General features: G+C 74.3%; 19 protein-coding genes and 1 pseudogene. 1 reads left to right on the forward strand and 19 read right to left on the reverse strand.

The features are described 5' to 3' along the window. Positions 1 to 6 precede the first annotated feature (6 nt). From rplS to ACEQ2X_RS21505, 7 genes are all read right to left on the reverse strand, one after another. Positions 7 to 357 (reverse strand): 50S ribosomal protein L19, encoded by a 351-nt coding sequence (gene rplS / locus ACEQ2X_RS21475; protein WP_370327927.1) that lies wholly within the window; start codon positions 355 to 357, stop codon positions 7 to 9. Between the two features lie 136 nt (positions 358 to 493). Further along, on the reverse strand, positions 494 to 1195 hold the full coding sequence (gene lepB / locus ACEQ2X_RS21480; protein WP_370327928.1) for a signal peptidase I: 702 nt from the start codon (positions 1193 to 1195) through the stop codon (positions 494 to 496). A gap of 185 nt (positions 1196 to 1380) precedes the next feature. Beyond that, positions 1381 to 2070 carry a tRNA (guanosine(37)-N1)-methyltransferase TrmD gene (trmD, locus tag ACEQ2X_RS21485; protein WP_370327929.1) on the reverse strand — a complete coding sequence of 230 codons (690 nt, stop codon included), beginning with the start codon at positions 2068 to 2070 and terminating at the stop codon, positions 1381 to 1383. Positions 2071 to 2072: 2 nt separating this feature from the next. Further along, entirely contained in the window at positions 2073 to 2621 is a 549-nt protein-coding gene (rimM, locus tag ACEQ2X_RS21490) for a ribosome maturation factor RimM (protein WP_370327930.1), read from the reverse strand. 10 nt (positions 2622 to 2631) lie between these two features. After that, positions 2632 to 2868, reverse strand: coding sequence for a KH domain-containing protein (locus tag ACEQ2X_RS21495; protein WP_370327945.1), 237 nt, complete (start codon positions 2866 to 2868; stop codon positions 2632 to 2634). A gap of 9 nt (positions 2869 to 2877) precedes the next feature. Then, positions 2878 to 3405 (reverse strand): 30S ribosomal protein S16, encoded by a 528-nt coding sequence (gene rpsP / locus ACEQ2X_RS21500; protein ID WP_372530582.1) that lies wholly within the window; start codon positions 3403 to 3405, stop codon positions 2878 to 2880. Between the two features lie 413 nt (positions 3406 to 3818). Then, positions 3819 to 4760 carry a calcium/sodium antiporter gene (locus ACEQ2X_RS21505; protein ID WP_370327932.1) on the reverse strand — a complete coding sequence of 314 codons (942 nt, stop codon included), beginning with the start codon at positions 4758 to 4760 and terminating at the stop codon, positions 3819 to 3821. 106 nt (positions 4761 to 4866) lie between these two features. Between ACEQ2X_RS21505 and ACEQ2X_RS21510 the strand changes: the two genes are divergently transcribed. Continuing rightward, positions 4867 to 5157 (forward strand): metallopeptidase family protein, encoded by a 291-nt coding sequence (locus ACEQ2X_RS21510; RefSeq protein ID WP_370327946.1) that lies wholly within the window; start codon positions 4867 to 4869, stop codon positions 5155 to 5157. 19 nt (positions 5158 to 5176) lie between these two features. Here the strand turns inward: ACEQ2X_RS21510 and ACEQ2X_RS21515 are convergent, their stop codons facing one another. The 12 genes and pseudogenes from ACEQ2X_RS21515 to ACEQ2X_RS21570 all read right to left on the reverse strand — a co-directional run. Further along, the gene (locus ACEQ2X_RS21515; protein WP_370327933.1) at positions 5177 to 7858 is read right to left on the reverse strand and encodes a peptidase; all 2682 of its coding nucleotides are present in this window, start codon (positions 7856 to 7858) and stop codon (positions 5177 to 5179) included. Positions 7859 to 8079: 221 nt separating this feature from the next. Continuing rightward, the gene (ffh, locus tag ACEQ2X_RS21520; protein WP_370327934.1) at positions 8080 to 9594 is read right to left on the reverse strand and encodes a signal recognition particle protein; all 1515 of its coding nucleotides are present in this window, start codon (positions 9592 to 9594) and stop codon (positions 8080 to 8082) included. Between the two features lie 61 nt (positions 9595 to 9655). Continuing rightward, entirely contained in the window at positions 9656 to 10180 is a 525-nt protein-coding gene (locus ACEQ2X_RS21525; RefSeq protein WP_370327935.1) for a PH domain-containing protein, read from the reverse strand. Then, complete coding sequence (locus tag ACEQ2X_RS21530; RefSeq protein WP_370327936.1) at positions 10164 to 10967, reverse strand: GNAT family N-acetyltransferase; 804 nt, start codon at positions 10965 to 10967, stop codon at positions 10164 to 10166. Before ACEQ2X_RS21530 ends, ACEQ2X_RS21525 begins: the two co-directional genes overlap by 17 nt. 6 nt (positions 10968 to 10973) lie before the next feature. Then, the gene (locus tag ACEQ2X_RS21535) at positions 10974 to 11903 is read right to left on the reverse strand and encodes a WYL domain-containing protein (RefSeq protein WP_370327937.1); all 930 of its coding nucleotides are present in this window, start codon (positions 11901 to 11903) and stop codon (positions 10974 to 10976) included. 1 nt (position 11904) lies between these two features. Then, complete coding sequence (ftsY, locus tag ACEQ2X_RS21540) at positions 11905 to 13155, reverse strand: signal recognition particle-docking protein FtsY (RefSeq protein ID WP_370327938.1); 1251 nt, start codon at positions 13153 to 13155, stop codon at positions 11905 to 11907. Between the two features lie 61 nt (positions 13156 to 13216). After that, positions 13217 to 14377, reverse strand: coding sequence for a sugar ABC transporter permease (locus ACEQ2X_RS21545; protein WP_370327939.1), 1161 nt, complete (start codon positions 14375 to 14377; stop codon positions 13217 to 13219). A 70-nt stretch (positions 14378 to 14447) separates the two neighbouring features. After that, entirely contained in the window at positions 14448 to 15536 is a 1089-nt protein-coding gene (locus ACEQ2X_RS21550; RefSeq protein ID WP_370327940.1) for a substrate-binding domain-containing protein, read from the reverse strand. 2 nt (positions 15537 to 15538) lie between these two features. Further along, positions 15539 to 16285, reverse strand: a complete 747-nt coding sequence (locus tag ACEQ2X_RS21555) for a response regulator transcription factor (RefSeq protein WP_370327941.1) — start codon at positions 16283 to 16285, stop codon at positions 15539 to 15541. Continuing rightward, positions 16269 to 18767 (reverse strand): ATP-binding cassette domain-containing protein, encoded by a 2499-nt coding sequence (locus ACEQ2X_RS21560; protein WP_370327942.1) that lies wholly within the window; start codon positions 18765 to 18767, stop codon positions 16269 to 16271. Before ACEQ2X_RS21560 ends, ACEQ2X_RS21555 begins: the two co-directional genes overlap by 17 nt. 75 nt (positions 18768 to 18842) lie before the next feature. Then, on the reverse strand, positions 18843 to 21458 hold the full coding sequence (locus ACEQ2X_RS21565) for a cell wall-binding repeat-containing protein (RefSeq protein WP_370327943.1): 2616 nt from the start codon (positions 21456 to 21458) through the stop codon (positions 18843 to 18845). A gap of 53 nt (positions 21459 to 21511) precedes the next feature. Next, a pseudogene (locus ACEQ2X_RS21570) lies at positions 21512 to 23931 on the reverse strand (chromosome segregation protein SMC); the annotation flags it as partial.

Here is a 23931-nt window from a genome sequence, read left to right on the forward strand (position 1 = left end):
GGCCCCTCAGTTCGTGCGCTTCTCCTTGATCTTGGCCTTCTTGCCGACGCGGTCGCGCAGGTAGTAGAGCTTCGCTCGGCGCACCTTGCCGTGGCGGATGACCTCGATGTGGTCGATCACCGGGGCGTGCAGCGGGAAGATGCGCTCCACGCCGATGCCGTTGAAGCTGATCTTGCGGATGGTGAACGTCTCCCGCGGACCGCTCCCCCGGCGGCCGAGGACGTCGCCCTCGAACACCTGGATGCGGGTGCGCTCACCCTCGGTCACGCGCACGTGGACCCGCAGCGTGTCGCCGGGACCGAAGTCGGGGACGTCGTCGCGGACGGTTTCGACGTCGACGAGATCGGTGGGGTTCATCGTGCTCACGCTCCATGCAAAGCTCGTCGACCAAACGCCGACGGTCCGCGGACAAGTAGAGGGAGCGCCGGGGAGCGGCGCGAACGACGAGGGTACGTGGGCCCCCCAGCACCGTCAACCGAGCCCGGTCGGCACGTCAGCCCCCCGCGGGCAGGGGGTCCTCGCCGACCCCCGGGTAGTCCGCGTCCATGCTGAGCGTCGCGTCGCCGACGGGCCAGATGATCGCGAACGCCCGCCCGATGATGTTCTCCTCGGGGATCGTGCCCAGCGTGAACCGGCTGTCGAGGGAGTTCGTGCGGTTGTCGCCCAGCACGTAGTAGTGGCCCTCGGGCACCGTGGTCGGCGGGAAGTCCCGGGTCTCGGGGGCGGTGTAGCCCTCCTCGAGCGGCTGGCCGTTGACGTGGACGACGCCGTCGCGGAGCTCGACCGTCTCCCCGGGGAGGGCGATGATCCGCTTGATGAGGTCGCGGTCCTCGTCGGGCTGGCTGAGTCCGATGCCCTCGAGGAAGGACCGCGCGGTGGCGGCGAGGCTGAACCCGTCCTCCTCGAGCCCGGGCCGGCGGAACACGATGATCTCCCCGCGCTCCGGTTCGCGGAAGTAGTAGCTGACCTTCTCGACCAGGACGCGGTCGCCGACCTGGAGGGTCTGCAGCATCGACTCCGACGGGATGTAGAAGGCCTGCAGCGCGACGGTCTTGATGATGAACGCGAGCACCAGCGCCACGACGACCAGCTGCACGGTCTCCCGGATCGTGTGGAGCACGGCGCGCCCGGTCGACCGCCCGCCCGGCGAGGTCGGCGACGGGGGCGCATCGCGCCGGCTGGTCTCGGCGTCCACCGCCTCGGACCGCTGCCGTGCATCCGCCGGAGGGTCATCCGACAGAGGGTCATCCGCCGGAGGGGGAGGGGGAGGGGTGGTCGCGTAGGTCCGTCCGCCTGCGGGCGGCGGCGCGCTCGGGGAGCCCCCCATCGGGGTCTCGCGGGGATGTGGATCTGGACCGTCGGTCACGCGGTACCCATCGGCTACTGGCCCAGGTCGGGTCGGACCAGGCGGGTGCGGGCCCGCGACTGGGCCAGCCGCCACGCGGCCACGCGGCCGTGGTCCCCCGATCGGAGCACGTCAGGGATGTCCCAGCCACGGTACGTCGCCGGTCGGGTGTAGTGGGGGTGTTCTAGCAGCCCGTGGGAGAACGACTCCTCCTCACCGCTCGCGGCGTTGCCCATCACGCCGGGGACCAGGCGGGTCACGGCCTCGATGACGACGGCCGCGGCGACCTCGCCGCCGGCGAGGACCACGTCGCCGATGGACACCTCGTCGTGCGCCAGGTGCAGGTGGACCCGCTCGTCGATGCCCTCGTAGCGGCCGCAGATCAGGAGCAGGCGGGACTCCTCCGCGAGCCGTCGGGCGAACGGCTGGTCCACCCGACGTCCGCGCGGGGTCATCAGCAGCGTCCGGGGACGGGCCTCGACCGAGCCGTAGAGCTCTTCGACGGCCTCGAAGAACGGCGCGGGCTGCATGAGCATCCCCGCCCCTCCCCCGAAGGGCGAGTCGTCGACGGTGCGGTGGGCGTCGTGGGTCCAGCGGCGCAGGTCGTGGACGCCGAAGGTGAGGATGCCGTGCTCGACGGCGCGCCCGATGAGGGACGTGTCGAGGGGGCCGGCGAACCACTCCGGGAAGATGGTGAGGACGTCGACGTGCAGGCTCGCCGCCACGGCTACAGGGCCTCGTCCGGATCGAGCAACCCGGGGACGGGCGCGAGCACGATCGGGTCGGCGTCGGTGTCGACGAGGTCGGCGACGAGGGGGATGACCGCCTCTCCGCCGTCGGGACGGGCCAGGCGGAGGTAGTCGTGGGCGTGCCCATCGGCCACCGCCTCGACGACCCCGACCACGCGACCGTCTGTGTCGACCACCGTCCGACCGATGAGGTCGGCGACCCACACCGCGCCCTCGTCGAGGGCCACCGCGCCCCGGTCGCGGGTCAGGACGGTGCCGCGGAGCGCCTCGGCGCCCTCACGGTCCTCGACCCCCTCGAAGGCGACGACGAGCCGGCCGCTGTGGTCGCGGGACCGGTCGACGACCAGCGTCCCCCCGACCAGCGTCCCCCGCCCCGCGGCGGCATAGGCCGTGCCGGGGTCGAAGGGGTCGTCGAGGTCCGGGTCGGCGAAGACGTAGACCTCGCCGCGGACCCCGAAGGGCTTGCCGACCCGCCCGACGACCACGTGCCCCGCGGGCACGCCATCGGGCGTGGGGGTGGCGGGCACGGGGCGGTCGCTACTCGACGATCTCGACGGAGGCGTTGACGCCCTCGCGGGTGCCGGCGGCCTTCACCATCGTGCGGATGGCCTTGGCGGTGCGGCCGCGCTTGCCGATGACCTTGCCCATGTCGTCGGGGTGGACCCGCAGCTCGAGCAGGACCTGGCCGTCGCCCTCCTCCCGCGACGTGATCTGCACGTCGTCGGGGTTGTCGACGAGGTTCTTCGCGATGAAGTCGAGGATCTCGGCGGACATGTCCACGGCCTAGGCCTCCTCGGACTCGGCGGGCGCGTCCTCGGCAGGGGTCTCCTCGGCGGCGGCCTCCTCGGCAGCCGGCTCCTCGGGGGTCTCCTCGTCGCCCTCGGCAGGGCCCTCGGCCTCGGCCTGGGCGGCCTCCTCGGCGGCGCGGGCCTCGGCCTCCTCGGCGGCGCGGCGCTCCTCGAGATCCTTGGCCGCCGCGGCCTCGGCCTCGGCGATCTTCGCGTCCCGCTCCTCGGCGGCCTTGCGGCGCTCCTCGATCTTGTGGGTGCGGTCGCGGCCGGGGTCGCCGGGCTTGAACTCCTCCCAGATGCCGGAGACGCGGAGGAGCTGCTTGACCTGGTCGGACGGCTGCACGCCGTTCTTCAGCCAGTACAGCGCCCGCTCGGAGTTGATCTCGATCCTCGACGGGTCGGTGAGGGGCTGGTAGAAGCCGATGTCCTCGATGAACCGACCGTCGCGGGGGGACCGGGCGTCGGCCACGACCACGCGGTAGTAGGGGGCCTTCTTCTTGCCTTCGCGCCGGAGGCGCATGCGCACTGCCATCTCGTCTCGCTCTCTCGCGTCGTTTGGGATCTACCCCCGCCGCCGGTGGGCGCGGGGGCCACGCAAGGCGGGTCGGCCCGCCTTCGGAACCGAACCGCGGGGACCGGGTGCGTCTGCGGTGGTCCGCCGCGGTAGGGGTGCGTGCGCGACGGCTCGGCCGACCGCGCAGCCGGGCAACGGTATCAGCGCAGCAGCGGGACCGCGATGGCGGGATGGCCCGGGGTCGATCCCCCGTCATCGACCCACGGGCGCATCGCGGCGCGCACAGAGGCGACCGCTGCCCCGTCATCGACCCACGGGCGCATCGCGGCGCGCTACAGAGGCGGCGGCTACCCACCATCGACCCACGGGCGCATCGCGGCGCGCACGGACCTGAGCAGGGCACGGACCCCCGCCGCCCCTCACACCGTCGCGACCAGCGACCCCACGAACGCGACCAGCAGGACCGCGCCCTCGTGGCGCTTGACCCGGAACCCCACCCGGGCGAAGACCGCGAACAGCGCGCAGGCGGCCAGCATGATGATCAGGCTGACCCCGAACTGGTCGTCGAGCGGCGTGGTGTCGAGCAGACCGGCGATCCCGGCCACGGGCAGGGAGTTGAAGATGTTCGAGCCGACGACGTTGCCGATGATCAGGTCGTTCTCGCCCCGGCGCGCGGCGGCCGCGGCGGTCACGAGCTCGGGCAGCGACGTGCCGATCGCGACGATCGTGAGGCCGATGACGGCCTCGCTCAACCCGAGGGTCTCGGCCAGCCCCGACGCCCCGTCGACCAGCAGCTGGGCGCCGCCGAGGGTGCCGAGCAGCCCCGCCACGGTCAGCGCGATCGACGCACCGAGGGTGTGGTCGCCGCCGGAGAGGTCGCCGATCTCGTCCTCGAACTCCTTCGCGGCCTCCCGGTCCCGGCTGGCCCACCACATGATGAGGCCGATCGACACGACCGCGCCGACGAGGAGGACCAGCGCGTCGATCGTCGTGATCCGCCGGTCCCAGGACACCAGCGCGAGCAGGCCGACCGCCACCAGCATCAGGCGGATCTCCTGGCGCCAGATCCGCACGGTGATCGGGAGGATCCCGAGGGTCGCGGCGGCGCCGATCACCAGCAGGACGTTGGCGGTGTTCGACCCGACGATGTTGCCGAGCGCGATGTCCTGCTTGCCGTCGATGGAGGCCAGGGCGCTGACGAGCAGCTCGGGCGCGGAGGTGCCGAACCCGATGACGAGGGCGCCGACGAGCACCGTCGACACCTGCAGGATCGTGGCCACGCGGACCGCGCCGAGCACGAACTTGTCGGCGGCGTACGTGAGCAGGCCGAGGCCGATGAGCAGGAAGAGGACGTCGCGCACCCGGGGCAGGCTACGTGCCGGCGTGGGAGACTTCCGACGTGATGGAGCAGATGTGGAGCTGATCGACGAGGACGAGTTCTCCGAGCTGGTCGACCGCGGGCTCGACATGGTCCCCGACGAGATCTGGGACATGCTCGACAACGTGGTGGTGCTGGTGGAGGACCGCCACCCCGACGAACCCGACCTGCTCGGGCTGTACGAGGGGATCCCGCTGACCGAGCGGGAGTTCTACGCCGGCGCCCTCCCCGACCGCATCCTGATCTTCCGCGAGGCCCTCTGCGACTACGCCCGCGACCGCGACGAGCTGGTGGACGAGGTCGCCATCACCGTCGTCCACGAGATCGCCCACCACTTCGGGATCGACGACGACCGGCTGCACGAGTGGGGCTGGGGCTGACCTCTCCCCCGCCCCGCCGTCACCGGACGTAGTGCCCCGGACCGGGGTGGCTGAACAGCACCCCGCCGTCGGCGTCGAACTGCACCGTCCACACCCCGTCGGTCGTGCAGTAGCTGAACTGGGTCCCTCCACGCCCGGACGGCTGGCCCAGCGCGACGATGACCTCCTCGGGTGAGGTGCCGGGCAGCAGCTCGCCGAGCAGGTGCGGGTCGAGGTCGTCGACGTCGTCGCGGCAGGCGTCGCCGGCGATGCCGATGGCCCGCTCCCACATCTGCAGGTAGGCCTCCGCGCTGCGCTCGAGGTCCGCGCGGATCCGGGCGCCGTCGCCGGGGTTCGTGTGCTCGGCCACGAGGATGATGTCGGCGATCCAGTCCGGGTACAGGCCGTAGTGGTCGACGCCGTCGGTGTTGATGTCGTAGACCTGCTCGCCGCTGATCTGGGCGTCGATGGTCACGCCGCCCATGCCGGTGAACGGGTAGGTGACGCCGGGGTCGGCCGGGGTCATCGCGGGTTCGCGCGGTGGCGCCTGGGCGCCGAAGCCGTTGGTGTCCGCGCCGTAGCCCAGCCCGTAGGTGAACCGCTCGTCGCGCCAGCCCTGCTGGGTCCGCCACGTCTCGACCATCTGGTCGGCCGTCCGCGGGTAGGGCGTGACGACGCCGCCGAGGGAGAGGATCTGGGCGTAGTTCGTCTCGTCCGACCAGCTGTGGCTCGAGATGAGGCCGGGGTGGCCGAGCTCCTCCATCAGGTGGAGGGATGCGGTGCGCGCAGACGCGCTCATGTGATCGGGGTCGAAGACCATCCCCCGCTCGGCCATCCGGGTGAGGAGGTGCTCCCCGAGCTGTGTCAGGCCCGCGGCGTTGCAGTGCGGCCCCGGGGGGTACAGCGGCGCGACGGCGAGCTCCCCGGACAGCTGGAGGATGCCGCCGGCCAGGGCGTCGCGGCCGGTCAGCTCGTCGGGCGTACCCCCGTCGTCGGTCGGGTTGATCTGGGTGTGGTCGTGGGCCGGGGAGTCGGGGTCCGCGCAGGTCCGCATGCGCCAGAAGTGGCCGGTCTCGTAGAAGTTGCCCGCGTTGACGACCACGCCGGTGGTGCCCGAGTCGCCGGTCACGCCGGTCAGCCCGTTGTCGAACTTGTTGACCAGCTCCATCTGCCGGACGCCCGCGTCGTACACCGCCGCCAACTCGGCGTCGAGGTCGTCGGCGTCGCAGCGGGGGACGCCCAAGCGCTCGCCGCAGTCGAACAGCGCGGACACCTCGATGCCCATGACGACGGCGAGACGGCCGGAGTTGATCACGCGGCGCGCCTCGAACGGGTCGGTCACGATGCGGAACCACCCCTCCCCCGGACCGCCCCACTCCGCGTCGATGTAGCGCTCGAGCTCGTGGAGGCGCTGGGCCTGCAGCCGCACGCCGTCCATCTCGTTGCAGGAGTTGTCCTTGAGCGGGAACAGCTCGCACAGCACGCCGTTGTCGACGAGCAGGTTGGTGAACATCCGCAGGCCGCCGCGCCAGGCCCGCTCCATCCAGCGGTAGTAGACCTGCTCGTGGGTGAGGGAGTCGTAGCGCGGCCAGTACCCGAAGGTCGGCCAGCCGACGGTGTCGTGGCCGTCGGCCCCCTGGCCGCTGAGGACGTACTCGAGCAGCGCGCCGTACCCGCCGGGCTCGTGGTCGGGGCAGTCGACGAGGGCGGCCGTGACGCCGTAGGGGTGCCACGGCTGGCCGCAGCGGCTGCGTCCGCCGACGAACTCGTACGCCATCATGTGCAGGTGGCCGTCCACGTAGCCGCGCACCTGCTCGTACGGGGTGGCGCCGGTGACCTGCGGGCCGGTGACGCCGGTCCCGATGTCCGGCCACGTCGCGCACCGGCTGTCGGCGACGAGCTGGGGTGCCAGGTGGGTCGCGGGGCCGTCGAGCTGGCCCTCCAGGACGCTGAGGGTCCCGTCGTCGGCGACCGTCAGGGTGCGCGCGATGGTGGGGTCGGCCGGTCCCATGTCCTCTTCGGCCTCGTCGTCGACGGCCTGGTGGAAGGTGAACGCGCCGGCCTCGGGGGTCTCTGCGAGCACCCACTCCGCGGCGGCGCTCGGGTCGGCGGCGGTGACGACCGCGGTGCCCCGCAGGGCTTCGCGGACGGGGTCGAGCGCACCGTCCGCGGTGCCGGCGAGTGCGTCGACGAGGTCGACGAGCGGGTCGCGGACGGGGTCGATCGCCTCGTCGATGACGCCTTCGAGGTGGCTCGTGACGAGCTCGGCCACGGGCGAGACCGTCGGCAGGGGCGAGGTCTCGGCGGCGAGGAACCGCTCGGCCGGGTCCCACAGCAGGTACTTGCCGAGGTCGAAGGACCGCATGTGGAACGCGGTGGCGGTGCCGGCCCGGGTGGCGTCGGCGACGTACCCGTCCCCGACGGCGCGCACGTAGCCGGAGCGTCCGCGGAGGACGTAGCACCCGCCGGCCATCGCGTACCGGTCGTCGGGCACCGGCTCGTGGAGGGCCGGTTCGGCGCCGATCGGGTCGAGGGCGAGGCCGTCCACGGTGTCGAGGGCCTCGGTCACCGCCGGGGTCCGCTCGCCGAGGGCGCGGCCGTGGGTGTGGCCTGCGGCGGTGGGGTCGTCGACCTCCTCCGCCGTGGCAGGCGCGAGGAGCGTGGCCGCGAACGCCAGGACCAGGGTCGTGACGGCGAGGAGCCGCCGTGGGCGTGAGGGCACAACTGGCATGGGACCGCCGTTCAACTGGAGGACTGCTGCGGTTCAGTCAACCGCACCCGGCGGTGGCGCACCACGACGCGCGCCCATCACGGTGGGTGCACCGCCCGCTCCCCCGAGCGGCGCGTGCACCCAGGCGACCGGCACCACCACCACTCGGGTGCACCGCCCGCCCCCTCGAGCGGCGCGTGCACCCAGGCGACTCCCGACGGCGACGCCGTTCGTCAGCGGCGCTTCTTCTTCTTCCGCGCGGGGACCTTCTTGTTGCGCCGGGGCATCGGCTTCTGGCCGGGGACGCCGGCGCCGGGCGTCGGGGCGCCGCCGGCGTTCATCGCGGCGAGCTGCTCCATGAGATCGCCGCCGCCGTCGCCCATCATCTTCTGCATCTGCCGGGCGGCCTTGGCCTGGCTGAGCATGCCGCCACCGCCACCGCCCATGGCCCCCATCATCGGGCCGAGGTCCTTCATCATCTTGCGCATCTCCTCGTAGCTGCGGAGGAGCTCGTTGATCTCCTGGGCGCTGCGGCCACAGCCCCGCGCGATGCGCTTCTTCCGCTTGCCGTTGAGGATCTGCGGCTTGCGACGCTCCTCGAGGGTCATCGACTGGATGATCGCCTCGATGCGCTTGAGGTCGTCCTCGTCGACGGAGGCCTGTGCCTCCTTCATGGCCTTCCCCATGCCGGGGATCATCTCCATCAGCTTGCCGATCGGGCCCATCTGGCGGACCGACTGCAGCTGGTTGAGGAAGTCCTCGAGGGTGAACTGGCCGCTGAGGAGGGCCTCGGCCATCTCCTCCTGCTGGCCCTCGGTGTAGACCGTCTCGGCCTTCTCGATGAGGGTGAGGACGTCGCCCATGCCGAGGATCCGGCCGGCCATGCGGTCGGGGTGGAAGGCCTCGAACTCATCCAGCTTCTCCCCCACCGATGCGAACTTGATCGGTCGGGCCGTGACCTCGGCGACGCTGAGCGCCGCACCGCCGCGGGCGTCGCCGTCGAGCTTGGAGAGGATCACGCCGGTGAAGTCGACGGCCTCCTGGAACGCCTTCGCGACGGTGACGGCCTCCTGGCCGATCATCGCGTCGATGACGAAGAGGGTCTCGACGGGGTTGACGGCGGCCTTGATGTCGGCCGCCTGGTCCATCATCTCCTGGTCGACGTTGGTGCGGCCGGCGGTGTCGACGATGACGACGCCGGCGCCCATCCGCTTGGCCTCGGCGATGGCGTTCTGCGCCACCTCGACGGGGTCGCCTTCGGTCTTGGGCGCGTAGACGGGAACGCCGACGCGCTCGCCGAGGACCTGCAGCTGGCGGACGGCGGCTGGGCGCTGGAGGTCGCAGGCGACCAGCATCGGCTGGCGGCCCTTGGACTTCAGGTGCTGGGCCAGCTTGCCGGCGGCGGTCGTCTTCCCGGCGCCCTGCAGGCCGGCGAGCATGATGACCGCGGGGGAGGCGGAGCCGAGGTCGAGGGGCGCGGACTGCTCCCCGAGGATGCGGACGAGCTCCTCGTGGACGATCTTGACGACCTGCTGGCCGGGGTTGAGGGCCTCGGACACCTCGCTGCCGACGGCCCGCTCCTTGATGCGGGTCGTGAAGGTCTTGACGACCTTGAAGTTGACGTCGGCCTCGAGGAGGGCCATGCGGATCTCGCGCAGGCCCTCGCCGACCTGCTCCTCTGACCGGGTCTTCGACCCCCGGAAGCGGTCGAAGACGGCGTCGAGTCGGTCCTGCAGTGCGTCGAACATCGGACCCGGCAGTGTAGCGGGGGCGCTCGGCGCGCCCGCCGGTGGCCGGTCGCGACCCCGGTCAGGTGGGGCGGCGGGGGTCGGTGATCCGCCTGACCCGGACGGCGACGCCGTGCGCGGCGCCGAAGCGCTCGAGCGCGTCGCCCGCCGGCTCGCGGTCCCCGTCGGCGTCCCGCGCCACCAGGGCCCACGCCGGCACCGCGACCGCCGTGCCGTCGACCAGCACGACCCGCAGCCGGGGGATGCCGTCGTCGGCGCGGAGCGAGACGCCGCGCACCTCGTCCCAGGGCCAGGCCCGGGTGGTGACCAGTCGCCGCACCGCGATGCGGTCGGGGTGGAGCACGACGCGGACCGCCGCCATCCGCAGCGCGAAGGCGAGCAGGACGGCACCGACGAGGAGGTTGGCGGGCGTGTAGAGGGGGTGGACCCGTCCGCCGGCGATCAGGTCGAGCACCGTCGGCGCCGTCCAGGCCACCCCGACCACCCCGATGACGACGGGGATCACGCGCGACGTCGACACCGTGAGCACGTCGCCGTCGGCGCCGGGCTCGGCCGCCCGGTGCCCGGCGTCAGCTCGCCGAGCCATCCGCGACCCTGCTCCACGCCCAGGCTGAGGCGACGGGGGTGAAGCCGAGCCGGGTGTACCAGCGGCGCGGCCAGTCGTCGGCGTCGGCGACGAGGAACACCAGCGACGCGTCCTCGCAGGCCGCCATCGCCGCGGCCATCAGCCCCGCCCCGAGGCCCTGCCCGCGGGCGGCCGAGAGCACCTGGACCTCCTCGATCTGGGCGACCTCGCCGTGTCGGTAGACGTGGCAGCCGGCGGTGCCGTCGCGGGACAGGACGAAGCGGGTGCCGACCACGTCGGCGAGCCGCCGGTCGCGCTCGGCCATGGCGGCCTGCACGGCGGCGCTGCGCCCCCAGTCGTGCTCGGCGGTGAACGCGTCGGCGTGGTCGAGCCAGGTGTCGACGTCGACGACCTCGAAGCCGACCGGCGACACGGCCGGGCGGGTGGTGCGGTCGTGGACCATGTACACGACCTGGGAGACGTCCCACCCCTCGGCCCCGGACAGGGCGGGCACGAGGGTCCAGGCCACCTCGGGCGCGGACGTGGTGATCCGCCGGTGCCCGAGCCCGGCGTCGACGAAGGTGGCCTCGACGGGGTCGAGCAGCTCGACCAGGGCGACGGGTCGTTCCACCTCGACGGCGCTCGCGTCGTAGACCAGGGGGAGGTCGGGGCACAGCCGGGCGGTCCCGAAGGGTAGCCGTCGCACCTCGCTGGCCATGCGGGTGCGCAGCACGGCTTCGAAGCGCCGGGCCCGGCGGGCCTGCGCGGCGAGGTCCGGACCCTCGGCGGGGGGTGGCGCGGTCGTCATCGCGGGTCAGGACATCTGGTGGGCGATGCCGGTGGCGAGCAGCCGGGCACGACCGATCCGGTCGACGGCGAACGCGCGCTCGTCCTTGCGGAGGTGGCACCAGCCGCGCAGCAGGTCGTCGCTGAACACCCACGGGTCGACGACCCGCTCGGTGGCCTGCCCGCCGCGCGACGAGGCGAAGTACTCGAGCCGCACCTGCCGGCCCTCGTCCAGCGCGCGGGTGAGCAGGGCGCGGATGGCGCGGGGGCCGACGGCCTCCTCCTCCGCGCCGGGGAGCGTCATCTCGCCGCCGGTCACGGTCACGCCGTGCGCCGCGGAGACCGGCGCGCCGGCGGACTCGAGCGCCGCCTGGACGACGCCCGCGGGCCGGTCGCTGACCGCCACGGTCGCGGCGACGGTGCGAAGCCCCGCGCCGGGGACGGCGGCAGCCCGGTCGAGGGCCGCCTGGGTGGGGGCGATCACGACCGTGCGGGCCTCCTCGATCATCAGCGGAGCGGCCTCGGGCGAGTCGGGGTCGACCCACTCCTCCGCGTCGTCCCCGGTCGGCTCGGGGGCGTCGTCCGCCGGCGGCAGGTCGAAGGTGAGGGTGGCGTAGCCGTGGCGGGCCTCGTCGGTCGCGTGGACGAGCCCCTCGGCGCCGACCATCACCAGGCCGCGGCGCTGCAGCCAGTCGAGCGGCTCGGGCAGTCGGCCCCGGCCCGCCCAGCCCCGGCCGATGAGGTCCTCCACGGAGGCTGCCCCGTCGATGGCGACGGTCCGGAACGCATCGGCGGCCACCCGCGGCGCCCGGCTGACCAGGTCGGCGACCAGCCCGGGCGCGGTCAGCTTCTCGCGGAGCGCCCGGCGGGAGGAGTGGCCGGCGACGCCGTCGTCCAGGCCGAGCAGGCCGAGGGCGTCGCGGATCTCCTCACCGCTCAGCTGGTCGATCGATGGCATCTCACCCCTGCTCCTCGTCCACCTGGTCGGCCTCGAGCAGGGCGCTCGCGTAGTCCTCGAGCTCGACGTCCTGCACCACGTCGGCGAACAGCGCGTCGACGAAGGCGTCGGGGTCGAAGGGGGCGAGGTCCTCGATCCCCTCCCCCAACCCGACCAGCTTCACGGGGATGCCGAGGGTCCGCTGGATGCCGATGACGATGCCGCCGCGGGCGGTGCCGTCGAGCTTGGTCAGCACGACGCCGGTCACGTCCACGGCCTCCATGAACGCCTTGGCCTGGCTGAGCCCGTTCTGGCCGGTCGTCGCGTCGAGCACGAGCAACACCTCGTCGAGCTGCTCGGCCTCGCGCTCCACGACCCGCTTGACCTTGCTGAGCTCGGCCATCAGCTCCTTCTTGTTCTGCAGCCGGCCGGCGGTGTCGATCATCAGCAGGTCGGCACCGGAGGCGGTCGCGGCCTTCCACCCGTCGAAGGCGACCGCCGCCGGGTCCGCGCCCTCGTCCTGGCGGACCACGCGGGCACCCGACCGCTCGCCCCAGATCTGCAGCTGCTCGGACGCGGCCGCGCGGAAGGTGTCGGCTGCGGCCAGCACGACCGTCTCGCCGGCATCGACGTGGCGCTTCGCGAGCTTGCCGATCGACGTGGTCTTGCCGGTGCCGTTGACGCCGGTGAACAGCCACACGGTCGTGCCCGCGTCGCGGCGGGCCAGGCTGCGGTCGGCCATGCCGAGCTCGAGGCGGAGGATCTCCTTCAGCAGCGCGAGCGCCGCCTCCCCGTCGGTGATGCCCTGCTCGCGGACGCGGTCGCGGAGCCCCGCCACCAGCTCCATCGTCGCCTCGACGCCGACGTCGGCGGCGATGAGGGACTCCTCGAGCTCCTCCCAGGCGTCCTCGTCGAGGCCCTGGCTGAAGATGCCCCGCAGGTTGGCGCCGAGCGCCGACGACGCCTTCGTCAGCCGGCTGCGGAACCGCTCGACGAGGGTGAGGGGTGCCTCCTCGACGGCCTCGTCCTCCACCAGCAGGTCCGGGCCGCCCGGGTAGGGGTCGGCGTCGGCGTCCGGCGGGGGCGGCCGGGTCGTGACGGCCCCCTCCCCGCGCTCGTCGGACTCGGGGCGCGGCTCGAGCGGGGTGGTGGTCGTGGGGCGGTCGGAGGGCCGCGGCAGCGTGGTGGTCCCGCCCCGCGAGCGGCCCACGAAGAGGCCGCCCACGACGACGAGGACGATGATCGCGACGACGGCGACGATGAGGAGTTCCATGACGTCCCCGCAGGCTACCCGGAGGGTCTGACGCGGACGTGGCCCCTGCGATCCCGGGCGCTCAGGCGGTCCGGCGGTCCCGCAGGCGGCGTGCGGCGGTGTCGAGCCCGACGGCGAGGACCAGGACCGTGCCGGTCGTCAGGAAGCGGTGCCCCGGCGACAGCCCGAGCAGGTCGAGGCCGTTGTCGAGCGACCCGAGCACCAGCGCGCCGGTCAGGGCCGACCAGACCGATCCGCGGCCGCCGTACAGGCTGGCGCCGCCGATCGCCGCGGCGGCGAACGCGGTCAGGGTCAGGTCGACGCTGCCGGAGGACTGGTTGACCGCGAGCAGCCGTGACGCGCCCAGCACCCCGCCCGCCGCCGAGACGGTCCCGGCCAGCGCGAAGGTGACGATCCGCACCCGCCGCACCTCGATGCCCGCCCGCTCGGCGACCCGGGCGTCGCTGCCGATCGCCACCGCGTGGCGGCCGAACGCCGAGCGCTTGAGGACCACGTCGAGCAGCGCGACGACGCCGAGGAAGATCACCACGGCCAGGGGGATCCCGCGGTCGCGCCCGTACACCGCCGCTGCGGCGGCCGCGGCCGCGGCGACCAGCGCGATCCGCACGAGGCGGCCGGCCGGCTCGTGCCGCCGACGTGTGAGCCACCAGGCGGCGGTCGTGGCCGCGGCGACCGCCGACCCGCCGACGACGCCGATCCAGGACGGCAGGAACGTGCTGGTCAGCGCGGCGATGCCGGGGTCGGCCAGGTTGAGGGACCCGGCGTCGCCGAGGACCAGGAACAGCCCCCCGCGCCACATCAGCAGCCCGGCCAGGGTCACGACGAGGGACGGCAGCGCCAGGGCGGTCACCCCGATGCCGTGGACCAGGCCCGCGCCGGCGCCCGTGGCGAGCGCGGCGGCCACCGCCACGGGCGCGGGCAGGCCCGTCCGGACCACGAGCACCGCCATCACGGCGGCGGCGAACCCGCCGACGGCGCCCACGGACAGATCGATCTCCCCGATCAGGAGCACCAGGACGACTGCGACGGCGACCGTGCCGAGCGCCACGCTCTGCAACGTCAGGTTGGTCAGGTTGACCGCGGACAGGAACCGGCCGTTGAGCAGCTGCAGCCCCGTCCAGAGGACCACGAGCCCCGCGGCGGCCCCGATCCCGGGCAGCGCGTCGATCGACCAGCGGGCCAGCCGGCCCCGCCGCGTCCCGTCCTCCACGCCCGCGCTCACCGCCCACCCGCCTGGCTGACGCCAGCCGCGTGCCCCCCGGCCTGTCCTCTGACCGCTCCCACGCTCGCGCTCACGGCCCGAGCCCCGCCGCCGCGCACCGCTCGGCGAGGCGGGGGGTGCAGATGTCGGCCACGTCGAGGAAGCCGTCGGCGACGACGGTCGCGGCGATGTCGTCGACCGTGACCGGCTCCGGGGTCAGGATCACCGCCGGGACCGTCACGTCGCCGGCGGCCACCTCCACCACCTCGACGTCCTCGATCCCGGCGGCCGGCCGGTCGGCGCCCTCCAGCAGGGCGACCGCGATCTCCGCGGCGACAGCAGCCTGGGTGGTGATCGCCTTGTAGACGGTCATGTGCTGCTCGCCGCGGATGATCCGCTGGATGGCGGCCAGCTCGGCGTCCTGGCCGGTCACCGGCGGCAGCGGCTCGACGCCGGCGGTCCGCAGGGCCGCGATGACGCCGCCGGCCATCCCGTCGTTGGCGACGTACACGCCGTCCAGGCGGTCGCGGCCGAGGGTCGTCAGGGTCTGCTCCATCAGCTCCTGGGCCTGGTCGGGGGACCAGTCGGCGACGTCGACCTCGGCCAGCACCTCGACGCCGGCGTCGGCGAACACCTCCCTGGCCGAGGCGGCGAAGCGCCGGGCGTTGTCGTCGGTCGGCGCGCCGTTGACCATGACGATCTCCGCGGTGCCCACCACCCCGTCGGCGCGGATCGCCTCGACCAGCGCGCGGGCCTGCTGCGCGCCGACCGCGCCGTTGTCGAAGCCGACGTGGAAGTCGACCCGCTCGTCGAGGACCAGCCGGTCGTAGGACACCACCGGGACGCCGGCGTCGGTCGCCTGGCGCACGATCGTGGCGGCGGCCACCGAGTCGACGGGGTCGAGGACGAGCACGTCCACGCCGTTGGTCAGCATCGCCTCGGCCTGGGACTGCTGGCGGGCCGGATCCTGGTTGGCGTTCGCGGTGGTGGTGGTGCACGCGCCGCACAGCTCGGCGACCCGCGCCTCGAAGGCCGGGGCGTCGTAGGTCTCGTAGCGGGCGGTCTTCGACTCCGGCAGCAGCAGGCCGATCTCGGCGTCGGCTGCACCCGCCGCGCCGTCGCACGCGCCGGCCAGCACCGCGAGCACGACCAGGGCGGCGGCCGCCGCGACCGGCGGCACGGTCAGGGCCCCTCCGGCGCGGCGACGCCGGGCTCGAACCGGTACCCCGACCGGGGCTCGGTCACGATGAACGAGCCGCCGTCGGGTGCCCGGCCTGCCGGCGGTTCGAGCTTGGCGCGCAGGCGGGCGACGTAGACGCGGGCGTACTCGGTCTGGGTCTCGTACCCCGGCCCCCACACCCGCCGCAGCAGGGTGGCGTGGGTCAGCAGCTTCCCGGGGTTGGTGACGAACTCGCGCAGCAGCGCGAACTCGGTCGGGGTCAGGTGGACCGGCGACCCGCCGCGGGTGACCCGCTGGGCGCCGAGGTCGATGGCGACGTCGCCGACGGTGACGACGGTGGGCTCCTCGCTGACCTCCGCCGGCGCGGACGGGCGGATGCGCCGCAACGTCGCGTTGACGCGGGCGAGGAGCTCGTCGATGCCGAAGGGCTTGGTGAGGTAGTCGTCGGCGCCGAGGTTCAGGGCGCGGACCTTGTCGGTCTCGGCACGGCGGGCCGAGACGACGATGATGCCGATGGCCGAGCGCTCCCGGATGGAGCGGGCCAGCTCGAACCCGTCGACGTCCGGGAGCATCAGATCGAGCAGCACGACCGCCGGCGACTCGGTCTCGATGAGCTGCAGCACCCCCTGGCCGTCGCGGGAGACGATCACGTCGAAGTGGCGGGCGACGAGGTTCGAGCGGACCAGGTCGACGATGTTCGGGTCGTCCTCGACCAGCAGGATGCCCGTGCGGTCAGACGGCCCGGCCATGTCCCTCCCCCTCCGGCTCGGTCGGCAGGCGCAGCACGAAGCACGAGCGGCCGTCCCGCGGTTCGCTGGCGAGGGTGCCGCCGTGCGCGTCGGCGACCCCCCGGGCGATGGCCAGGCCCAGCCCGGCGCCGGGCCGGTCGCCGTCACCGCGGATCCGCGCCTCGAAGATCCGGTCGCCGAGCTCCGGCGGCGGCCCCGGCCCCTCGTCGAGCACGCGGATCTCGAGGACCCGGTCCCGCGGCGCGGCGATCTCGACCTCCACGGTGCCCCGACCGTGGCGCAGCCCGTTGTCGAGCAGGTTCACGACCACCTGCTCGAGGCGGTCGTGGTCCGCCCAGATCGGCTCGACGCCCGGCTCGACGACCAACCGCATGCGGTCGCGGTCGGGCAGGCACGCCATCGCGGCCTCTGCGACCAGCCCGGGGTCGCACCAGTCGGCGTGCAGCTGCAGCAGCCCCGAGGAGATCGCCGAGGAATCGAGCAGGTCCGAGACCAGGCGCTCCATGCGCTTGGACTCCCGCGCGATCGACTGGAGGAACGCGTGGGTGGAGGGCGGGTCCCACGTCAGGTCGTCCTGCAGCAGGGTGGAGGCGTAGCCGTGCACGGCGGTCAGGGGAGTCCGCAGCTCGTGGCTGACCTGGTGCAGCAGGTCCCGGTGGAGCTCGGAGGACCGTCGGAGGGCGGCCGCCTCACGACGCGTCGACTCGAGCTCGTCGGCCTCGAGGGCGAGCGACAGCGACCGGGCGGCGTCGTCGAGCAGCGCCAGCGCGTCGGTGCCCGCGCCGAGGCCGGTCCCGCCCCCCGGACCCTCGCCGGTCGGCGCCCACACCGCCACCAGCGCCCCGTCGGAGTCCGGCAGCCGCAGCCGCGCGCCGGCCGCGCCGTCCCACAGCCGGGACGCGGGGCCGTCGCCCGCGCCGCCGAGCACGTCCGCGGCGGCGGCGGCCAGGCGGGCGTCGGTGGCCTGGTCCAGTCGCCCGTCGGTCACGTCGATGGCGGCTCGCCGGGTCACCGCGTCGCCGTCGACGGCGTGCACGGCGACGGCGGACGCGCCGAGACCGCGGCACAGGGCGAGCAGCGCGACGGACAGGCCGCCGTGGACCCGCTCAGGTCCGGCGAGGGTCTCGAGCATCCCCCGCAGCGCCTCGAGCACCCGGTTGCGATGGCCGAGCTCCTCGACGAGCCGCTGCTGCTCGATCGCAGCGGCGGCGTAGCCGGCGTAGAGCGCGACCAGCTCGACCCGCTCGGGTTCGAGCGAGCCGGGTGCGGTCGCGTAGCCGGACACCGTGCCGAGCACGCCGCGGCTGCCGACGATCGGCGCGGCCCACGCCGACCGGATGCCGCCGGCCTCGGCCTCGCGGCGGAAGGCCTCCCACGACGGGTGGGTCTCGGTGTCCTCGACCACGACCGTGCGGCCCGTCTCTGCCGCCACGCCGACCGACCCGCCGCCCGGCCCGACGGGCAGCCGGCCGTTGACGGCGAGCAGCGCGTCGGGCATGCCGACGGCGGCCGACCGGCGCAGCACGGACTCGCCGGCGGCGGTGCGCTCCAGCAGGTGCACGCACAGCATCTGCTGGTCGATCGCCGACGCCATGCTGGACACGATCAGCGGCAGCGACGCAGCCGGCTCGACCTCGCTCAGCTGGTCGACCAGGCTGCGGAGCCGGTCGAGGTCGCGGCGGGCCGCCGAGTCCGGGCGCAGACCCGACATGAGCGCCAGCAGGTCGTCGCGGTGGACCTCGTGGGGGGCGACGTCCGCCACGGCACGGCCGTCGCGCAGGATGACGATGCGATCCGCCAGCTCGAGCACGAGGTCGAGGTCGTGAGACGTCAGGAGGATCGCGACGCCGGCGTCGCGCAGCTCGCGGACCAGCCGCATCAAGCCCTCGACGCCGGCGACGCCGAGGGCGGTGGTCGGCTCGTCGAGGACCAGCAGCCGTGGGTTGCCGAGCAGCGGCCGGGCGATGGCGACGGCCTGCTGCTGGCCGCGCGACAGGGTCCGCACCGGCCGGGACAGGGGCAGGTCGTCCAGCCCGAGCCGCCCGAGCACGGCGAGCGCGTCCGCCCGCATCGCCCGCTCGCTCAGCAGGCCCCGCCGTCCGGAGGAGCGGCGCCGCTCGCTGCCGAGGAAGAGGTTCGCGACGACGTCGAGGTCGGGGCACAGGCCGAAGTCCTGCCACACCACCTCGACGCCGGCGCGGCGGACCTCCGCCGGCGTGGTCGGCATCGGGGTGCCGTCGAGGGTGATCGTGCCGTCCTCGTGGGCGACGGTCCGGGCCAGGCAGCCCACGACGGTCGACTTGCCCGTCCCGTTCTCGCCCAGCAGGCAGACGACCTCGCCGGCGGCGATCCGCAGGTCGAGTCCGCGCAGGACGCTGAGGGGCCCGAACCGCTTCGTCAGCCCCTCGACCGCCAGCCGCGACGGCATCGGATCGGCCGGGATCGCGTCGGTCGCGGCACGGGCTGGTTCGACTCGGGGCACGACCCGGCGACTGTACACGATCACCGATCGGGGTCCCTCGACCTCACCTGGAGGTCGAGGGACGCTCCCCCGGGATCAGCCCTGCGGCGGGGCGGCGCGGTGCACGTCGTTGCCCGCGTAGGCGTGGCCGTGGTCGACGTCGTCGACGTGCTGGGTGGCGAAGTGGTCGAACACCACGCTGCCGTCGAGTGCGACGTCGACCCGGCTGGGGCAGTTCGTCGCGGCCTCGACCGCACCGAGGTCGACCCGGTCGAGCTCGCCGGTGGCCACCTCGTAGCGGTACACCCCGCAGCCGCCCTGGCTGGCTGCGATCTCCGGCCGCTCGGAGGTGAACGCGACCCAGGCACCGTCCTCGGACACCTGCGGCTTGCCGTTGAGGACGTTGGAGAGGCCGGTGACGGCGGGGGTCAGCCGGGTCGTCGTGCCGGCCTCGCGGTCGCGGAGGTAGACCTGCAGCCGGTCGGCGGACTCGCCCTCGAGGAGGTCGCCGGCGGAGTAGCCGAAGGCCACGAACCGCCCGTCGGCGCTGATGCCCGTCTCGGCGTTCGGGTTCACGTCGGCGGGCCCGCCGGCCGTGCCGTCCGCGGCGACCGACACCAGCTCGAGGGTCCGACCGGCGACGTCGTAGGCGTAGACGTCGGCGCCGTCGTTGTCGTCCTCGGCCACCAGCGCGGTGCTGGTCTGGAACACCACGGTGCTGCCGTCGGCGGAGACCTGCGGGCGGCTGGCCCCGGCCTGGATCGGCTGGCCCTGGGCGTCCGCGATCGCGTGCACCGCCCCGGCGGCGAGGTCGTGGACCCACATCCAGGTGCAGGCGCAGCCGGTGGACACGCCTGTCTCGCCCTGGCCGGTGTAGGTGACCACCGTCCCGTCGGCGTTGACCGACGGCCGTTCGCCGCGCAGCACCGGGGTCCCGGTCACGTCGACCGAGACGTGCGTCGTGGTGCCGGCGTCGAGGTCGCGGAGGTAGGTGATGATCTGGGCCTCGACCGCACCGGCGGGGTCGAGGGCGCCGTCGGTCGAGGTGAAGGCGACGTGCCCGCCGTCGGCGGCGACGAAGGTGTCGAGGACCTGGCCGGTGGCCACCCCCGGTGTGCCGTCGGACGTGACGTCGAGGAGGACGAGCTGGCCGTCGCGCTCGACGTAGGCGTGCCACGCGCCGGCGGTGACGCCCTCGACGAGCGGGCCGTCGCTGGTGAAGGCGACCACGGTCCCGTCGGCGCTGGCCGAGGGGGCCCACCCGCCGCCGGACGGGCCGGCGGGGGTGCGGCTGAGCAGCTCGACGGCGGTGTCGCCGCTGGCGGTGTAGTCGACCTCGACGACCTGCTCTGCACCGCCTGAGGGCGTGAGCACCAGCTCGAACGTGCACGCACCGGCCGGCACGCCGGCATCGACGGCCAACAGCATGGTGGTGCCGGCGTCGCGGGGGGTGACGCCCTCCTCGGTCACGCAGGTCCCGCCGTAGCGGACCCGGCCGACGGGGGTGGTGAAGGTCGCCCGGATCGGCTGCCCGGCGTCGACGGTGGTGCCCGGTGCGGGGCTGAACGTGACGGGACCGGACGGTGGCAGGCCGAGGGTGACCCGCGCCTCCTCGCACAGCGACGGGACGGTCACGCAGGTCAGGACGGGGCCGTCGGAGGGGTCGACGGCGAACGTCGCCGACCCTCCGGTCACGCCGTCGGCCAGCCAGGCCGCGGTCTCGGGCGGCAGCTCGGACTCGGCGGCGAGCACGATCGGGGCGTCGAGGAGCGCGGAGTGCGCCGCGGCGGCGAACCCGCCGGCCCAGGCGTCGGCGGTCTGGCCCTGGACGAGGACCACGTGGGCGGCGTCGGCGGCGCTGTCGGCGCCGCGCTTCTCGGCGACGGCGATGGCGGTGTCCGCCCGGCTGGCCCCGGCGAGCCGCTCGGTGGTGATGCCCATGGCCTCGAGCTCGGCCTCGACGGCGTCGGAGATCGCGGCCGTGCCGCCCATGATCTCCACCTGGGTGATGCCGGCCTGCTCGAGGTAGGCCCGCGTCGGCGCGCTGAGCACGTCGGTCTGGGTGAGCAGGACCGGCCAGCCGTTCTCCGCGGACATGCCGCCGGCGGCGAGGGCGTCGGCGAACCCCTGGGTCGGGTCGGTCGCCCCCTCCGAGGGGAACGCCCGGGCGAGGATCGCCGTCGTGGCCTGCGGCGCGTCGGTGGCGGCGATCGGGGTGGCGGTCGCGACCCGCGACTCGCCGGCGCGCCGCTCGACGGTGTAGCCGAGCTGGGTGAGCTCGTCGGCGACGGCCGGTTGCAGCGCCGCCTCGCCGCCGAGGAGGATCACCCTGGTCGGGGCGAGGCGTGCGAGCTCGTCACGGACCCGGGGCGGCAGGGGGCCGGCGGAGGGGACCAGCAGCAGCGGGGATTCGGACTGCAGCACACCGGATGCGAGGGAGTCCGCGAAGGTGTCGTCGCGCCCGATCACGACGGTGTCGACGGCGCTGAAGGGCGTCTCCTCGCTGAGGCGCACCGCGATCTCGGCGTTCGACGGCGACTCGTCGGCCTTGACGACGGCGATGGTGTCGTCGGGGAGGTCCTGCGCCGCGGTCGGCGCGATGCCGACCAGGGCGGGGCCGAGCAGGGCGGTGCCGACGAGGGCCAGGACGAGGGTTGCGACTGCGATGGCGGGCGCGGCCGGGACCGCGCCTCCCCGTGCGGGTTCGATCATCGGCGCAGCATGCCACCGCGTGGGCCGTGGAGCCTCAGGCGTTCAGCAACGCGTCATGCCTCGGCAGAGGCGTGCGCCAGGCCGGACTCGCTGAGCTTCCGGCTGATCACCCTGCTGACGCCGTCCGAGGCCATCGACACGCCGTAGATCGTGTCGGCGACCTCCATCGTGCGGCGCTGGTGGGTGACGATGATCCACTGGCTGAACCCGCGGAACTCGTCGAGCACGTCGAGGAACCGCCCGAGGTTCGCGTCGTCGAGGGCGGCCTCGACCTCGTCGAGGACGTAGAAGGGGGAGGGCCGGGCGGCGAAGATCGCGAAGAGGACCGCGAGGGCGGTGAGGGACCGCTCGCCGCCGCTCAGCAGGCTGAGGCGCTTGACCTTCTTGCCGGGTGGGCGGGCCTCCACCTCGACGCCGGTGGTCAGCATGTCCTCGGGGTCGGTGAGGATGAGCTTGCCGGTGCCGCCGGGGAACAGCTTCGGGAAGATCTCCTCGAAGTGGCGGGCGACGTCGGCGAACGCCGAGGAGAAGACCTGCTCGATGCGGCCGTCGACGGCGTCGACCACGCGGAGGAGGTCGCGCTTGGAGGCGCGGAGGTCCTCGAGCTGGCCCGACATGAACTCGTGGCGCTCCTGGAGGGACTGGAACTCCTCGAGCGCCAGCGGGTTGACCGTGCCGAGCAGGCCGATCTTGCGGACCAGGGCGTCCTCGGCCTCGGCCAGCTCGGCATCGCGGGCCTCGCCGCCCTCGAGGAGGTCCTCGCCGCGCTCGGCGATCACCGCCTCGGCGTCGGTGACGTCGAGGGCGTCGAGGCGGCTGCGGACCCCGTCGATCTGCAGGCTGAGCTCCTGGCGGGCCAGGTCCTCGCGGTGGCGGTGGTCGCGGACGGCGGACAGCTGCTCGGCCAGGTCGGCGAGCTTGGAGCGGGCGACGCCGAGGCGCCGCTGCTGCTCGGCCCGCGCCTCCTCCAGCCGGTCGCGCTCGTCGGCGGCGGCGACGCGGGACGTCTGGGCGGAGGTCAGGATCGCGCGGGCGGTCTCCTCGAGCTGGTCGCACCGGGCGATCGCGGCGACGCGGGCGTCCTGGCGCCGCTGGCGCTCGGCCAGCTGGGCGGCCACCCGGTCGGCCTCGTCGCGGAGCGCCTGGATGCGGCGGCGCAGCTCGGCGGCCTCCTGCTCGGCGGCCGAGGCGGCGAGCCGCGCCTGGACCTCGCCCTCGCGGGCCTCGGTCAGCGCGTCGTCCAGCCGCTCGGCCTCGAGGTCGCCGGCACCCGATTCGAAGCGCGGGTCGGTCTCGGGCTCCTCGGGGCCTCGGTCCTCCAGGTGGGCGAGCTTCTCGCGGCTCGCGGCGATCTGGGCGGTCAGCTGGTCGTGCTGGCGGGCGATGCTCGCGCGCTCGGCCTCGCAGCGGGCCAGCTCCTTGCGGAGGCGTCCGAGCCGCTCGGCGGCGGCGGTGATCAGGTTGTCCGACTCGGCCATCGCGGCCTGCGCGCCCTCGAGCTCCTCGCGGACCTCGGCGAGCGCCCGGTCGGCGTCGCCGACCTTGCGGTGGGCGATGCGCAGCTCGGCGGCGACCGCATCGGCCTGCGCCTTCGCCTCCTCCGCCGCCGCGCGGGACAGCACCGCGGTGTGACCCGCCGCGCCCCCGCCGGCGTGGCCCCGTGCGCCGGTGACCTCGCCTGCGCGGGTCACGAAGACCAGCTCGGGACGGCTGTCGGCCAGGCGGAACGCGGCCTCGGCGTCGTCGCAGACGTAGGTGCCGGCGAGCGCCCGGCGGACCGCGGCGGTCACCGCGGCGGCCTTCTGGTCGCCGAGACCCCCGGCGGGGCCCTCCACGACGTCGCCCAGCGGGCGCGCGCCGATCGCCTCGAGCGACGGCTGGGCGTCCGGGCCCACGTGGGGGGCGGTGGCGACGAGCAGGAGGACGCGTCCGGCCTCGGCGTCCGCGACGAACCCGATCGCGGCCTCGGCCGCGGAGCGGCTCTCGACCACGAGGGCGTCGGCGAGCGGGCCGAGGGCCGCGGACACCGCCTCGGCGTAGCCGTCCTGGACCCGCACCAGCGACGCGAGGGGGCCGAGCACGCCGTGGACGTGCCCGTCGTCGTGGGCCTGGGTCAGGGCGGCGGCGCCCTGGCCCGGTTCGGCGGAGGCGGCGAACAGCGCGTCGGCGCGGGCCTCGAGCGACGCGCGGGTGCGCTCGAGCTCGCGCTCGGCGGCGGCGGCCTCGGACGCGGCCGCCTGGGCGCGCGCGCGGCGCGCCTCGAGGGCGCGGACGGCGTCGGCGAGCTCGGGGCTGGCCGCGTCGAGGCGCTGGATCTCGTCGTTCACCGACGCCACGTCGGCCTGCAGCTCAGCCGCCCGGTCGTCCTGGGCGCCGAGCTGGCTCTCGATGCGGCCCTCCTCCGAGCTCGCCTGGGCGCGGGCGCTGCGCCGGGCGGGCCGCTCGCCCTCCCAGCGGATCCGCCGCTCGCGGG

Source organism: Euzebya sp. (assembly GCF_964222135.1).
GTDB lineage: Bacteria > Actinomycetota > Nitriliruptoria > Euzebyales > Euzebyaceae > Euzebya.

Bases quoted from the DNA above. Each gene is read 5' to 3' on its own strand.
- rplS (WP_370327927.1), bottom strand. From the start codon at position 357: ATGAACCCCACCGATCTCGTCGACGTCGAAACCGTCCGCGACGACGTC.
- ACEQ2X_RS21495 (WP_370327945.1), bottom strand. From the start codon at position 2,868: ATGTCCGCCGAGATCCTCGACTTCATCGCGAAGAACCTCGTCGACAAC.
- rpsP (WP_372530582.1), bottom strand. From the start codon at position 3,405: ATGCGCCTCCGGCGCGAAGGCAAGAAGAAGGCCCCCTACTACCGCGTG.
- ACEQ2X_RS21510 (WP_370327946.1), top strand. From the start codon at position 4,867: ATGGTCCCCGACGAGATCTGGGACATGCTCGACAACGTGGTGGTGCTG.
- ffh (WP_370327934.1), bottom strand. From the start codon at position 9,594: ATGTTCGACGCACTGCAGGACCGACTCGACGCCGTCTTCGACCGCTTC.
- ACEQ2X_RS21525 (WP_370327935.1), bottom strand. From the start codon at position 10,180: ATGGCTCGGCGAGCTGACGCCGGGCACCGGGCGGCCGAGCCCGGCGCC.
- ACEQ2X_RS21530 (WP_370327936.1), bottom strand. From the start codon at position 10,967: ATGACGACCGCGCCACCCCCCGCCGAGGGTCCGGACCTCGCCGCGCAG.
- ACEQ2X_RS21535 (WP_370327937.1), bottom strand. From the start codon at position 11,903: ATGCCATCGATCGACCAGCTGAGCGGTGAGGAGATCCGCGACGCCCTC.
- ftsY (WP_370327938.1), bottom strand. From the start codon at position 13,155: ATGGAACTCCTCATCGTCGCCGTCGTCGCGATCATCGTCCTCGTCGTC.
- ACEQ2X_RS21555 (WP_370327941.1), bottom strand. From the start codon at position 16,285: ATGGCCGGGCCGTCTGACCGCACGGGCATCCTGCTGGTCGAGGACGAC.
- ACEQ2X_RS21565 (WP_370327943.1), bottom strand. From the start codon at position 21,458: ATGATCGAACCCGCACGGGGAGGCGCGGTCCCGGCCGCGCCCGCCATC.